This is a genomic window from Streptomyces sp. JLYT201, assembly GCF_059448825.1.
Map to the genome: position 1 here is coordinate 98,348 of NZ_CM182551.1, position 13,852 is coordinate 112,199.

Here is a 13,852-nt window from a genome sequence, read left to right on the forward strand (position 1 = left end):
CCCCGGCCGCCCCGAAAGGACACCCCTCATGCCCAGGCTCACCCTGCCCGAAAAGGCCTTCTACCTCGGCCTGCTGTGGGAGAAGGCCGCCGACAAGCACGGCGACGTGCCCGTCACCCTCGACCAGCCCCTGGCCACCTTCCCCGACGCCGGCACCGACCTGACCTACCGCAGCGTCGCCGACCTCGTCGACGACCTGGCCGCCCGGCTGTGGCACGTGGGCATCCGCCCCACCGAACGCGTCGCCATCCACAAGGACGACAACTTCGACATCGCCCTGCTGGCCGCCGCCACCGCCCGCATCGGCGCCGTGCCCGTCGTACTGTCCGCCGCCCTGAGCCCCGACGTCGTCGCCCAGCTCCTTGAGCGCCTGGCCCAGCCGTGGCTCATCAGCGACGCCGCCAAACTCTCCGGCCCCCTGCAGGACACCGACCTCACCACGCTGGTACGCGACACCGTCCTGGCCGGCACCACCGCCCACGCCGGCCTTCGCCTGCTCGCCGACATCACCGACGCCCCCCGCCGCGAACCGGTGCGCCTGCACCGCCGCCAGACCGCCCTGATCACCCACAGCTCCGGCACCACCGGCGTCAACAAGCTCATGGTCCACAACGCCCGCGCCCTCTTCCACCGGCTGCTGCCCCAGCAGCTCATCGCCTGGCCCATCCGCAAGAAGGAGACCGTCGCCCTGGCCATGAGCTACGTCCACTCCCGCTTCTACCACTCCCTGGGCGTGTTCCTGAACTACGGCAACCCCCTGGTCATCCTCACCGACCCCGACCCCGACACCGTCGGCCCCATCTTCACCCGCACCCGCCCCGGCCTGGTCGAGACCCACCCCAACAACTTCATCCAGTGGGAAGACCTCGCCGACGCCCCCGGCGCCCCGCTCTCCAGCGTCCGCTACTACAGCAGCACCTTCGACGCCATCCACCCGCGCACCATCCAGCGCCTGCTCGCCGCCTCCCGCCGCCGGCGCCCCCTGCTCGTCCAGCTCTACGGACAGAGCGAGACCGGCCCCATCTCCGGTGCCTGGTACACCCGCAAGAGCGCCGCCAGGAACGACGGCCGCGACGTCGGCTTCGTCCTGCCCGGCTTCATCCGGCTGCGGGCCGTCGACGACAACGGCCGCCGCGTCCCGCGCGGCCAGGCCGGCCACCTCGAACTGCGCGGCCGCGGCACGATCATGACCTACCTCGGCGAGGACGAACGCTATGAAAAGCAGCGCCACGACGGCTGGTGGCGCCTGGGCGACATGGGCTCCCTGCACCGCGGCGGCAAACTCCGCCTCATCGACCGCGAGATCGACCAGATCGACACCATCGACAGCAACCTCGAACTCGAAGACGTCCTGATGTCCCGCCTGGACGAACTCCTGGAAGTCATCATCGTGCCCGGCACCGACCACACCCCCGTGCCCGTGGTCTGCACCCGCCGCGACGCCCCCCTGGACCAGGAGCGCTGGCGCACCGCCACCGCCGGCCTGCCCGCCATGGCCGCCCCCCTGCACTGGCCCTTCGCCGACGTGCCGCGCACCTCCACCTGGAAGGTCCGCCGCGTGGAGATCACCCGCATGCTCCACAACGGCCAGAGCCCCGCCGCCCCCGCCAACGCCACCTGAGACCCCGCCCCTTCACCCCCGCCCCTGCCCGCCCCGTTTCGTGGAAGGACCCACCATGGCACCCCCCTCGTCCCAGCCCGCACCCCACCCCGTCCTGGTGGTCGGCGCGGGCCCGGTCGGACTCGCCGCGGCCCTGGCCCTGCGCCACCACCACATCCCCGTCACCGTCGTCGAAGCCGACCCCGCCGACCGCCGGCGGCCCGGCAGCCGCGCCCTGTTCGTCCACCGCGACACCCTGGCCCTGCTCGGCACCATCAGCCCCGGCCTGGACCAGACCCTCATCGACCACGGCGTCATCTGGCCCACCCGCCGCACCGTCTACCGCGACCGCGACGTCTTCACCCGCACCTACCCCGCCCGGCCCGCCGCCGGCGGCCTGCCGCCCTTCACCAGCCTGCGCCAGGTCGAGACCGAAAAGCACCTGCTGCGCGCCTGCCACGCCGCCGGCGTCCGCTTCCTGTGGGACTCCCCCGTCACCGGCACCGAACCCGGCCCCGAGGGCGTACGGGTGTTCACCGCCGACGGCACCGTCCACCACGCCCGGTTCGTCATCGCCGCCGACGGCGCCCGCTCCGCCGTGCGCCACGCCCTGGGCATCCCCATGAGCGGCACCCGCTCCAAGGCCTTCCACGTCGTGGTCGACGTCGCCGAGGACCCCACCGACCCCCTGCCCCTGGAACGCGTGTTCACCTACGAACACCCCGCCCTGGACGGGCGCAGCGTGATGCGGGTGCCCTTCGCCGGCGGCTTCCAGCTCGACCTGCAGTGCAAGGACGGCGACGACCCCGAGCAGTGGGCCACCGAGGAGGCCGCCCGCGCCTGGGTGGCCCGCGTGGTGCCCCCCGCCTACGCCGAACGGCTGCTGTGGGTCTCGCGCTACCACTTCCTGCAGGTCGTCGCCGACTCCTTCACCGACCCCACCCACCGGGTGATGCTGGTGGGCGAGGCCTCGCACCTGTTCCCGCCGTTCGGGGCCCGCGGCATGAACAGCGGCATCGCCGACTCGGTGGCCGCCGCCGAGGCCGTCGCCCAGGCCCTGGCCGGCGGCGAACACACCGCCGCCGTCGGCGCGTTCGCCCACGCCCGCCGCGAGGCGGCCCTGTTCAACTCCCGCGCGGCCGGCACCGCCCTGGCCCACCTGCGCCCGCGCCACCGCAGGACCCGGCTGCTGCAGCAGTTCTCCGCCCGCATGGCCCCGCTGGTGCCCGCCTGGGGCGAGTGGCTGGAGCGCGCCCCCTACGGGCCGCGCACCGCACCGGCCACCGCCGTGCACGGAAGGTACTGAAGCGCCGTGCCCCACCAGCCCACGGCCTGGTTCGCCTGGCGGCCCGGCTCCCACCTGGCTCCGGCCGACGCGCCCCGCGCCCCGCTCCTGGCCGCCGACTCCTTCCTCGTCCAAGAGGGCCGGGTACGGTTCCTGGCCGGGCACCGGGCCCGCTTCCGGGCCGCCTGCCGGGCCGCGGGCGCCGGCCCCGGCCTGGACGTGGCGGGCTTCCTGGACCAGGCGGCGGACCGGCTGCCGCGCACCGGCGCCTGGTTCCCGCGCATCGAACTGCTCGGCGGCCACCGGCCGGTGCTGGGCCTGCGCCTGCGGCCCGCCCCCGCCCGCACCCCCCGGGTGCGCCTGAGCCCCTGGTACGGGCCCGACCCGCGCACCTGCCCGCGCCGCAAGGGCCCCGACCTGGACGCCCTGGCCGCCCTGCGCGCCCACGCCCGCGAGCGGGGCGCCGACGACTACCTGCTGACCGCCCCCGGCGGCTGGGCCAGCGAAGCCACCTCCGCCACCCTGCTGTGGTGGGACGGCGAGCAACTGTGCCTGCCCGCACCGCGCCTGCCCGTCCTGCCCGGCATCACCGCCGCCTGGATCACCGCCCGCGCCACCCGCCTCGGCGTGCCCCTGGCCCCGCGCCCGGCCCGCCCGGCCGACCTGAGCGGACACGAGGTGTGGCTGGTCAACGCCCTGCACGGGATCCGGCCCGTGACCGCCTGGCCCCACACCCCCTACCGGGCCGGGCCCGCCCTCCGCGCCGCCGCCTGGCAGCAGGCCTGGCAGGACGCCGCCCGCCCCCTGCCCGCCCCGCAGCCGGCCGCCCGCCCCTGAACCACCCCCAGCCCCCTGCCCCTTCCGCCCCCCGGTGCCGCCCCCGTGCCCGCCCTTTCCGCCCGCCCAAGGAGAGCCCCCTGCCATGAACAGCCGCCCCCTGACCCTGGCCATCGTCGGCGCCGGCCCCCGAGGCCTGTCCGTCCTGGAGCGGACCCTCGCCGGCGCCCGCACCCTGGTCACCCGCCCGCTGACCGTGCACGTCATCGACCCCTTCCCGCCCGGCGCGGGCGCCGTGTGGCGCACCGACCAGCCCGCCCACCTGCTGATGAACACCGTCGCCTCCCAGGTGACCGTCTTCACCGACGCCTCGGTGCGCATGAAGGGGCCGCTGGTGCACGGCCCGAGCCTGTACCAGTGGGCGCGCTCCCTGCCGCGCTCGCGCACCGTCCACCCCGCCTGGGTGCTGGAGCAGGCCCGCACCCTGCGCCCCGACGCCTACCCCACCCGCGCCTTCTACGGCCACTACCTGCGCTGGGCGTTCGCCCACATCGTCTCCCGCGCCCCCGCCCACACCAGCGTGCGCACCCACGCCACCCGCGCCACCGCCCTGGAGGACAGCGGGCCGCACCCGCACGGCCCGCAGACCCTGCACCTGGCCGACGGCACCGTCCTGACCGGCCTGGACGCGGTGGTCCTCGCCCAGGGCCACACCCCGGTGCGCCCGACGGCCGCCGAGAGCAGCCTGGCCGCCTACGCCGCCCGCCACCAGCTGCGCTACCTCGCCCCCGCCAACCCCGCCGACCTGGACCTGTCCGCCATCGCCCCGGGCGAGACGGTCCTGCTGCGCGGCCTTGGCCTGAACTTCTTCGACCACATGGCCCTGTTCACCCTCGGCCGCGGCGGCACCTTCCACCGCCGCCAGGGCCGCCTGGCCTACCGGCCCTCGGGCCGCGAACCGCACCTGGTGGCCGGCTCCCGGCGCGGCGTGCCCTACCACGCGCGCGGCGAGAACGAGAAGGGCGCCTTCGGCCGCCACACCCCGCGCCTGCTGACCGCCGAGCGCATCGCCCGCCTGCGCCGGCAACAGCCCCTGGACTTCGCCGCCCAGCTGTGGCCGCTGATCGCCACCGAGGTGGAGGCCGTCTACTACCGCACCCTGCTGGCCGCCGAAGGCCGCCCGCGCGCGGGCCGGGAGCTGGCCGAGCGCTATCTGGCCGCCCCCTCCCCCCAGGCCCGCGCCTCCCTGCTGGACGCCCACCACGTGGCCGCCGGCCTGCGCTGGGACTGGGAGCTGATCGCCAAGCCCTACAAGGAGACCTCCTTCACCGGCCCCGGCGACTTCACCGCCTGGCTCCTGGCCCATCTGCGGCGCGACCTCGACCAGGCCCGCCAGGGCAACCTCAGCGGGCCGGTCAAGGCCGCCCTGGACGTCCTGCGCGACTTACGCAACGAGATCCGCCAGGTCGTCGACCACGGCGGGCTGAGCGCCGACTCCCACCGCGAGGACCTCGAGCGCTGGTACACCCCGCTCAACGCCTACCTGTCCATCGGCCCGCCCGCCTCGCGCATCGAGGAGATGGCCGCGCTGATCGAGGCCGGCGTCCTGGACGTGATCGGCCCCGAGGTGGACATCCGCCCGGCCCAGGGCCCCGACGGGCCGGTGTTCGCGGCCACCTCCGCGGCCGTGCCCGGCCCGCCGGTGACCGCGCGCACCCTCATCGAGGCCCGGCTGCCCGACGGCGACCTGCACCGCACCGCCGACCCGCTGCTGCGCCACCTGCTGGTGAGCGGGCAGGCCCGCCTGCACACCCTGACCGGCCCGCACGGCGACTACGAGACCGGCGGCCTGGCCGTCACCGCCCGCCCCTACCACCTCATCGACAGCGCCGGGCGCGCCCACCCGCGCCGCTTCGCCTACGGCGTGCCCACCGAGGCGGTGCACTGGGCGACCGCGGCGGGCATCCGCCCGGGGGTGGACTCCGTCATCCTGGGCGACGCCGACGCCATCGCCCGCAGCCTGCTGGCGCTGCCCGCGCACAGCACACCCCCCGGCTACGGCGCCGCGCTCACCGGGCGCGCACCCCGGCCGGTCACCGACAGCGCCCCGCCGGTCATGGCCGCCGCCACCGGCCGCGAATAGCGCCGCGTTCCAGGACCCGCCCCCGATTGTCTACACTGCGCTGCCGCTCGGTGCCGCGCCTGGCGCCACCGAGCGGCCGGCACAGGAAGAGGTACTGATGGCCCAGACACCCCCGCCACCGTGCACCCCGGCACACCTGGCCGCCCAGGCCACCCGCCTGGCGGCCGCCATGGACGCCGTCACCGACGCCGAAGCCGCCCAGCGGGGCCTGACCCGCGCCGACTTCGAGGTCCTGGCCGCCCTGCGCGGAGCCGGCGCGGCGCTCGGCTACCGGCTGCGGCCCGGCGAACTCGCCGAGCGCTGCCACCTGTCCTCCGGCGGCACCAGCAACATCATCCGCAGGATGGCCGAGTCCGGCTATGTGGTCCGCGAGGCCGACCTGCACGACGGGCGCGGCTCGTGGGCGCAGCTGACCGAGGAGGGACGCCGGGTGGTGGACGCGGTGCGCCGGGCCGCGGACGCCGTCTACGGCGAGCTGCTGCGGCCGCTGCCCGGCGGCGCGGTGGACGCCCTGTCCGGGCTGATCTCCCTGGTGGCCGCCGCCCTGGAACAGGGCGGCGGCCCGCGGGCGGGCGCCGGGGCGCCGGCTCCGGGGCGGGCCCGCAGGATCGTGCGGGCCCCGCGGCCCGCCTCCAAACGCTGAGAACCCCCCTCTTGCGGCCGCCGCGGAAGGGGAGGCGGGCGGCTGGCGGAAAGGGCGAAGAGGGGGGAAGAAGAAGGAAGCCGGGCGCGTGAGCGGCGGGGCGTACCGGTGTGGTGCCCGGCTTCCTGTTGTCCATGGTGGCGTGCTGCCGCGGCGGGCGGCAAAGGCCGCGGCGCGACTTCGGCACCTGCCCCGCACGCGCCGGTCCGGCCCCAAGAGGCGGGCCCGGGAGCGGACTTGGCCAAGTAGGCGGCGGGCGGGTCACGGCGGGAGGGGCCGGTAGCGGCCCGGGCGTTCAGCCCCGTGATGCGCGGCCATGTGGCCCCCTCAAAGGGGGGCCGGGCCGCGCCCCTGGCACGCCCTGCGTGCCCCGCACCGCCTAGGAGGCACTGGATGAACACCAGCGTGACGCGCCCCGACGCCCATATCGGGGCGCTGCTGCGGCACTTCGGAGATCTTCGCGACGGTACCCACGGCGACGGAGCCGTCTCGCGCGCGGCCAAGGAGGAACTGTTCGAGCAGGCCGTCGCGCTGCTGGACCCCTATGCCCGCCAGGTCTTGGCGGAGTTCAACACCCATCTGCTCAACGGGGCGGGCCAGGTGCGGGTGAGCGGCACCACGCGGGCCCGCGACGGCGGTCTGGCGGCCACCTGGGCGCTGACCTGGCCCCAGCAGCGCGATGAGGGCATCGACCCGATCAGCCTGGTGGCGCACTACGGCCGGGGCTTTCACCACCCGCACCTGCGCGGCGCCACCGTCGCGGAGTGGCCGCTGAACGTCTTCAGCGACGCGCAGGCCGCCGCCGAGGTGCCCACCTTGCGCGCGATCGCCACCGCCGACCTGCACAACCTGGTCTTCCAGCGCGACTTCCGCATCGTGCCCGCCATCACCGACCCGCACCGCGCCCCCGCCGGCGCCGCACACCAGGAGGCCTGATGGACCGGGCCCCGCTGCGCCTGTCGGTACTGGACCAGTCCCCCATCGGCGAGGACCAGTCGGCCGCCGAGGCCCTGCGCGCCTCCGCCGACCTCGCCCGGAGCGTGGACACCCTGGGCTACACCCGCTACTGGGTGGCCGAACACCACAACTCCCCCGGCTTCGCCGGCACCGCCCCCGAGATCCTGGCCGGACAGCTCCTGGCCGCCACCCGCCACCTGCGCGTGGGCACCGGCGGCGTGCTGCTGCCCCGCTACCGGGCGGCGAAGGTCGCCGAGGTCTTCAACGTCCTGGCCGCCCTGCACCCGGGCCGGGTCGACCTCGGGATCGGGCGCGCGGGCGGACCCGCCGACCGCTTCCCCGCCCAGGTGGAGGAGGTGCGCCTGCATCTGGGCCTGATCGACGGGCGGCGCCCGGAGACCGACCAGAGCGCGCCGGTGCCCCCGCAGCTGTGGCTGCTCGGCGCGGGCACCAACTCCGCCCGCCACGCCGGGCAGCTGGGCGCCTCCTTCGCCTACGCCTACTTCCTGACCCACAAGCCGGGCGGGCCGGTCCTTGACGCCTACCGCGCCGCCCTGACCAGCGCCGGGCAGCCCGAGCGGCGCGGGGTGGTGGCCGTGCGCGCGGTGACCGCGGACACCGCGGCCAAGGCCGAGGAACTGGCCCAGAGCGTGCTGCTGTGGCGCAGCCGCAAGGACCTGGGCCAGGACCTGCCCCTGCCCTCACCGGCCAGCGTGCGCGCCCACCGGTGGAGCTCCCTGGAGACCGAACGGGCCGCGGTGCTGCGCCGCACCCTGGTGGCGGGCACCCCCGAGCAGGTCCACGCCCGCCTGAGCGCGCTCGCCGCCGACCACGGCACCGACGAGCTCCTGGTGAACACCCTGACCGCCGACCCCGCCGACCGGGTGCGCTCCTACCACCTGCTCGCCCAGGCCTTCCAGCTGACGGCCCCGCGGCCCGACGCCGTCCCCGTCTAGGGCCGCGCGGCAAGCACGGCGCCTGGCGCGCGAGGAAGCGGGAGAGCCCGGTTCGGGCTCTCCCGCTTCTGCTGTGCCTTCGGGCCGTGTGCGCGCAAAAGGAGGGGGCGGCCGTTGGGATACGGCCGCCCCCTGGGGGGTCTGGGTCCTCCTGTCTGCTGTTGTGGCCTGTCCTGCGGTGGATGCGTCGAATCCGGCGTACGGCTATCGCGTGCTCCTCTCGCCGGGGGCTGTCATCTGCCTCCTCCTTTCTTCTTGGGTTGTTCTGCCGCTGGGGGTCGCTGGCGGGGATCGGGGACGGTCGGGGTCGAAGGGACGGGGGCCGGGGGTCGAAGGGGCAGGGTCGGGGTCGCAGGCGGTCGGGGGTCGAAGGGGTCGGGGGGCTGGTGGTCGGGGTCTGGCGGTCGGGTTCCGGGGGTTGGGGGTTACTGGGCGTCGATCTCGTTGCGGTAGACCATGAGCTTGGCGTCCTTGGCCACGTAGTAGTGCTGCACCGAGTAGGCGATGGTGGCGAAGTCCAGGCGGCCGTCGCCGTTGAAGTCGGCGGTGGCGATGCGGGCCACGGACTCGTCGGAGACCCGCCACTTGGCCCAGACGCCGTTCTTCAGGTCGATGGCCTTGTAGTACATGACGCCCTGCCAGGGCCACGGGCCGCGCAGGGCGACCAGGAACTCGTCCTCGCCGTCGCCGTCGAAGTCGGCGGTGACGATCTGGTGGCCGGGGCCCTCGCCGTTCTCGTTCGGGTCGCCGTAGACGTCCAGCAGGACGCGGTTCCACTCGACGTCCTCGGGCCGGCCGTCGGTGGCCTTGGTGTAGACGGCGACGGTGTTGCCGTGGAAGGGCTCGACGGCGGCGACGTAGCCCATGGCGTCCTCGCCCATGCGGCCCACGTTCAGGTCGCCGCTGCCGCGGAAGCCGGTCTGCTCGAACTGGGTCAGTTCGCCGGTGCCGATGAGCTTGCGGACCCACTCCTTCTTGTTCTCGTCGTAGAACATCCAGGTGACGCCCTCGTCGGAGGCCAGCAGGAGGGACTCGCGGTCCGAGCCGGGGATGAGGCCCTGCTTCTTCTCCGCGCCGTGGATCATGCGGTAGTGGCAGTCGTCGATGACCGTCATCGGCCACTCCTCGGCCGTCTGCACGTCGTCGGGCTGGGTGAACATCACCACCGGCAGGACGGCGTGGACGTCTTCCTTGGCGACGATGGGCAGGCCGATGATCTCCAGGCGCTCGGTCTGGGTGAAGTAGCCGGCCCGCAGGCGGTGCATGCCGGTGGCGCGGCCCACGTAGTGCCTCTTCCAGCGGGACTCGTCCTTGTCGGGGCTGCCGGGGTTCTCCAGCCAGTCGATCTTGCCGCCCTCGGTGTTGGCGTCCTGGATGGTGCCGATGGGGCCGTAGAGGTCGTAGCAGAGGATGATGTCGGGGCGGCCGTTGCCGTTGACGTCGGCGTAGTCGGCGCCGACCGGCATCTTGATCTTGTCGGCGACCAGGCGGCGGGTCCACTTCTCGTCGTTCTGGTACCAGTAGATCTCGCCCAGGCGCAGGCCGTAGCCGAACAGGTCGGGCTTGTTGTCGCTGTTGAGGTCCGGGGCCTCCAGCCAGTATCCGTCGCGCAGCTGGTCGGCGACGAGCTCGGCGGTGAACTTCGGGGCGCGGAAGGCGGACAGGGAGTCGGCGCTCATGGTGGGTCTCCTTGGGGTGTCGTGGGGCGCGGCGGCCAAAGGAAGGGAGGGGGGCGGGGGTCAGGGGGTGAGGCGGTGGTATTCGACGGCGAGCCAGACGCAGTCGGTGTCGGCGTAGTACTGGTGCCAGGGGTAGTGGTAGGAGCCGTCGGCTTCGATGGTGCAGAAGGGGTCGGGGGTGGTGTAGCCGGGGCTCATGCGCAGGTCTTCGTAGAGGCGGGTGGGGTCGGGGGCGGTGAACTTCTGCATGCGGCCCAGGCCGTGGACTTGGGTGTGGACTTCGATGAAGTCGTGGCGGTTGTGGATGTGGCAGTCGGTGCCGGCCGGGGCGAACCAGAGGTTGACCTTGATCTGGAAGTCCTGGGCGCGGGCGGGGGCGGGGGTCTGTCCCAGCAGGTGGGCGGGGTCGAAGCGGGCGGTGCCCGCGTCGTCCTGGGGGCTTTTGAACAGGGGGGTGGTGCGGGGGAAGGCGGCCTCGTCGGGGAGCAGGTCGGCCAGGTGCTGCCAGCCCGGTTCGCCGGTGATGGCGTCGATGGGGGCGTCGAGGTCGGTGCGCAGCAGGATGAGGGTGTCGGCCTGCTGGATGCGGGTGTCGCGCAGGATCGTGGAGGACAGGGGCGGGATGCCCTTGCGGGGGTGCTCGGCGATGGTGACCTGGCGGGGCTGGGGGTTGACGGCCAGGGCGGTGCCGTGGACGGGGTAGTCGCGGGCGTGGGTGATGAGGGTGGCCTTGACGTGCGGCCCGGAGAAGTTGAGCTCGGTGGCGGTGTTGGTCTGCTGGCGGCTGGTGGTGGTCATGGCGGTGCCTCCTGCCGGGTCGTCGGTCCTTGCCGGGTGGGGACGGGTGCTCAGGCGCGGGCGAAGGTGGCGGTGCGGGCCAGCTCCGCGGACAGCTCGTCGATGGCGATGGCCGGGGTGAACTGGTCGGGGGCGGGGCTGTCGCCGAAGTAGTGGGCGATGGCGTCGACGGTGCGCTCGGTGGCGCGGCCGTCGCCGTAGGGGTTGGTGGCGTTGGCCATGCGGTCGTAGGCGTCGGGGTCGCGCAGGAGTTCGCAGGCGGCCTGGACGATGCCGGAGGTCTTGGTGCCGACCAGGCGGGCGGTGCCGGCGACGACGGCCTCGGAGCGTTCGGTGACGCTGCCGAGCACCAGGGTCGGCTTGCCGAGGGCGGGGCCTTCCTCCTGGGCGCCGCTGCTGTCGGAGACGATGAGGTCGGCGCGGCGCATCAGCTTGCTGAAGCACAGGTAGGACAGCGGGTCGACGACCGTGATGTTGGGGTGGTTGCCGATGCGGGGCAGCAGCGCGTCGCGCACGACGGGGTTGCGGTGCAGCGGGATGACCACGCGCACGTCGGGCTCGTCGGCGATGTTGGCGAAGGCCTCGGCGATCTGCGGCAGGTGCGGCCAGGCCTCGCGGCGGTGGGCGGAGGCCAGGACCACGCGGCGGTTGTCGCTGTCGAGGTCCTCGATGGCGTCCGCGCCGTAGTCCTGGGCGCGGTCGCTGGCCCAGCGCAGGGCGTCGATGACGGTGTTGCCGGTGACGACGATGGTGTCGTCGGCGATGCCCTCGCGCAGCAGGTTGGCGCGGTTGCCGGGGGTGGGGGCCAGGTGCAGGGCGGAGACCTGGGCGACCAGGCGGCGGTTGCCCTCCTCGGGGAAGGGGGAGTTGAGGTGGCCGCTGCGCAGGCCGGCCTCGACGTGGATGACGGGGATCTGGTGGTGGAAGCCGGACAGGGCGCCGGCCAGGGTGGTGGCGGTGTCGCCGTGCACGAGGACGGCCTCGGTCTGCAGGTCCTTGAAGACCTCGCCCAGGCCCTGCAGGGCGCGGGAGGTCACCTGGGACAGGGTCTGGCGCGGCGCCATGATCTCCAGGTCGATGTCGGGCTTGAGGCCGAAGGCCTCCAGGGTCTCGTCCAGCATCTGGCGGTGCTGGCCGGTGGAGATGACGGTCGGGGCGAAGCGCGGGTCGTCCTTCAGGGCGCGGATGACGGGGGCGAACTTGATGGCTTCGGGGCGGGTACCAAGGACAACGGCTACGGAACGCATGGCTTTTATTCCTTTTCTGTGTCAAGGGGGAGGGAGAGAAAGGCTCATGAAGGGTTTTACGGAAGGCGCGGCACCGGATGTCGGGGTGCTCTTCGCGCCGGGCTCTTCAGGGGCCGGCCCGTTGTGCGTGCGGGCGGCGTTTGCGGTGTTTCCCGCCTTGGGGATTCCTTCCGGTTTCCCTGCTGGCACTAGATATCTTTCCTGTGAGCTAGTTCCGCGTCAATTGAGCTTTCTCCCGCCGGTTGCACACGAGTTGGACACCCGTGCCGCCTTGTGCGGGAAAGGGGGCGCGGACATGCGAAAACCCCCGTGCCCGCGAGGCGGGCACGGGGGTTTCCCGGCCGGGGGGGCGCCGTGCGGCGCCCGGTGCGCGGCTGTGCGCGCGGGTTGTTCAGGCGCGGACGATGGCCAGCACCTCGTCGCGGACGCGGGCCATCACCGCCTGCTCGCGGGCCTCGACGTTCAGGCGCAGCACGGGTTCGGTGTTGGAGGCGCGCACGTTGAACCACCAGTCGGCGCCGCTGACGGTGAGCCCGTCGAGTTCGTCCACGCGCACGCCCTCACGGCCCCGGTAGGCGGCGTGCAGGGCCGCCAGGCGGGCCTGGCTGTCGCTGACGGTGGAGTTGAGCTCGCCGGAGCCCGCGTAGCGGTCGTAGGCGGCCACCAGGCCCGACAGGGGTCCTTCCTGGCCGCCGAGGGCGGCCAGGACGTGCAGGGCGGCGAGCATGCCGGTGTCGGCGTTCCAGAAGTCGCGGAAGTAGTAGTGCGCGGAGTGCTCGCCGCCGAAGAGGGCGCCGGTGGCGGCCATTTCCTGCTTGATGAAGGAGTGGCCCACGCGGGTGCGCACCGGCGTGCCGCCGTTCTCGCGTACGACTTCGGGGACGGTCCAGGAGGTGATCAGGTTGTGGATGACGGTGCCGGAGCCGCCGTTGCGGGCCAGTTCGCGGGCGGCGACCAGGGCGGTGATCGCCGACGGGGAGACCGGCTCGCCCCTCTCGTCGACGACGAAGCAGCGGTCGGCGTCGCCGTCGAAGGCGATGCCCAGGTCGGCGCCTTCTGCGCGCACGCGCTGCTGGAGGTCGACGATGTTCGCCGGGTCCAGCGGGTTGGCCTCGTGGTGGGGGAAGGTGCCGTCCAGCTCGAAGTACATCGGCACCAGCGTCAGGGGCAGGCCCTCGAAGACGGTGGGCACGGTGTGCCCGCCCATGCCGTTGCCCGCGTCCACGACCACCTTCAGGGGCCGGATCGCGGACAGGTCGACCAGGGACCGCAAGTGGGCCGCGTAGTCCTTGAGGGTGTCGCGGCGGGTGAGCGCGCCCGCCGCGGTCAGGGAGGGCGGCGCGCCCTCGGCCAGCCAGCGCTCCACCAGGGCGCGGATGTCGGCCAGGCCGGTGTCCTGGCCCACCGGGGCGGCGCCCGCGCGGCACATCTTGATGCCGTTGTACTGCGCCGGGTTGTGCGAGGCGGTGAACATCGCCCCCGGCAGGTCCAGGGCGCCGGAGGCGTAGTACAGCTGGTCGGTGGAGCACAGGCCGATCTGGGTGACCGCGCAGCCGCCCAGGGCCGCGCCCTGGGAGAAGGCCAGGGCCAGGGCGGGCGAGGTGGGCCGCATGTCGTGCCCCACGACGATCGCGGCCGCGCCCGTCACCCGGGCGAAGGCGGCGCCGAAGAGCTCGGCCAGGGAGGCGTCCCACTGCTCGGGGACGATCCCGCGGATGTCGTAGGCCTTGACCAGGCCCGACAGATCGGCGCCGCCGGCCGCGGCGG

Annotated in this window: 11 protein-coding genes; 7 read left to right on the forward strand and 4 right to left on the reverse strand. The window is 74.0% G+C overall.

The features are described 5' to 3' along the window. Positions 1 to 28 precede the first annotated feature (28 nt). The 7 genes from AC5WAM_RS00460 to AC5WAM_RS00490 all read left to right on the forward strand — a co-directional run bounded on the left by AC5WAM_RS00460 (position 29) and on the right by AC5WAM_RS00490 (position 8,361). Positions 29 to 1,621, forward strand: coding sequence for a class I adenylate-forming enzyme family protein (locus AC5WAM_RS00460; RefSeq protein WP_495521085.1), 1,593 nt, complete (start codon positions 29 to 31; stop codon positions 1,619 to 1,621). A 55-nt stretch (positions 1,622 to 1,676) separates the two neighbouring features. Beyond that, complete coding sequence (locus AC5WAM_RS00465; protein ID WP_495521086.1) at positions 1,677 to 2,906, forward strand: FAD-dependent oxidoreductase; 1,230 nt, start codon at positions 1,677 to 1,679, stop codon at positions 2,904 to 2,906. Positions 2,907 to 2,912: 6 nt separating this feature from the next. After that, the gene (locus AC5WAM_RS00470; RefSeq protein ID WP_495521087.1) at positions 2,913 to 3,722 is read left to right on the forward strand and encodes an aminotransferase class IV; all 810 of its coding nucleotides are present in this window, start codon (positions 2,913 to 2,915) and stop codon (positions 3,720 to 3,722) included. A gap of 85 nt (positions 3,723 to 3,807) precedes the next feature. Beyond that, positions 3,808 to 5,805 carry an FAD/NAD(P)-binding protein gene (locus AC5WAM_RS00475; protein WP_495521088.1) on the forward strand — a complete coding sequence of 666 codons (1,998 nt, stop codon included), beginning with the start codon at positions 3,808 to 3,810 and terminating at the stop codon, positions 5,803 to 5,805. A 97-nt stretch (positions 5,806 to 5,902) separates the two neighbouring features. Beyond that, the gene (locus tag AC5WAM_RS00480; RefSeq protein ID WP_495521089.1) at positions 5,903 to 6,448 is read left to right on the forward strand and encodes a MarR family winged helix-turn-helix transcriptional regulator; all 546 of its coding nucleotides are present in this window, start codon (positions 5,903 to 5,905) and stop codon (positions 6,446 to 6,448) included. 393 nt (positions 6,449 to 6,841) lie between these two features. Continuing rightward, a complete protein-coding gene (locus AC5WAM_RS00485) occupies positions 6,842 to 7,384 on the forward strand; it encodes a hypothetical protein (RefSeq protein ID WP_366795904.1) in 543 nt (180 codons plus the stop codon). Further along, entirely contained in the window at positions 7,384 to 8,361 is a 978-nt protein-coding gene (locus AC5WAM_RS00490) for an MsnO8 family LLM class oxidoreductase (protein ID WP_495521090.1), read from the forward strand. The genes AC5WAM_RS00485 and AC5WAM_RS00490 overlap by 1 nt, the downstream gene beginning before the upstream one ends. 425 nt (positions 8,362 to 8,786) lie before the next feature. Here the strand turns inward: AC5WAM_RS00490 and AC5WAM_RS00495 are convergent, their stop codons facing one another. From AC5WAM_RS00495 to AC5WAM_RS00510, 4 genes are all read right to left on the reverse strand, one after another. After that, entirely contained in the window at positions 8,787 to 10,040 is a 1,254-nt protein-coding gene (locus AC5WAM_RS00495) for an FG-GAP repeat domain-containing protein (RefSeq protein WP_172387720.1), read from the reverse strand. Between the two features lie 60 nt (positions 10,041 to 10,100). Next, on the reverse strand, positions 10,101 to 10,838 hold the full coding sequence (locus AC5WAM_RS00500; RefSeq protein WP_495521091.1) for a hypothetical protein: 738 nt from the start codon (positions 10,836 to 10,838) through the stop codon (positions 10,101 to 10,103). 50 nt (positions 10,839 to 10,888) lie between these two features. Then, the gene (wecB, locus tag AC5WAM_RS00505; RefSeq protein WP_366795907.1) at positions 10,889 to 12,085 is read right to left on the reverse strand and encodes a non-hydrolyzing UDP-N-acetylglucosamine 2-epimerase; all 1,197 of its coding nucleotides are present in this window, start codon (positions 12,083 to 12,085) and stop codon (positions 10,889 to 10,891) included. A gap of 391 nt (positions 12,086 to 12,476) precedes the next feature. Further along, entirely contained in the window at positions 12,477 to 13,829 is a 1,353-nt protein-coding gene (locus AC5WAM_RS00510) for a phosphomannomutase/phosphoglucomutase (RefSeq protein ID WP_495523772.1), read from the reverse strand. Positions 13,830 to 13,852 lie beyond the last annotated feature (23 nt).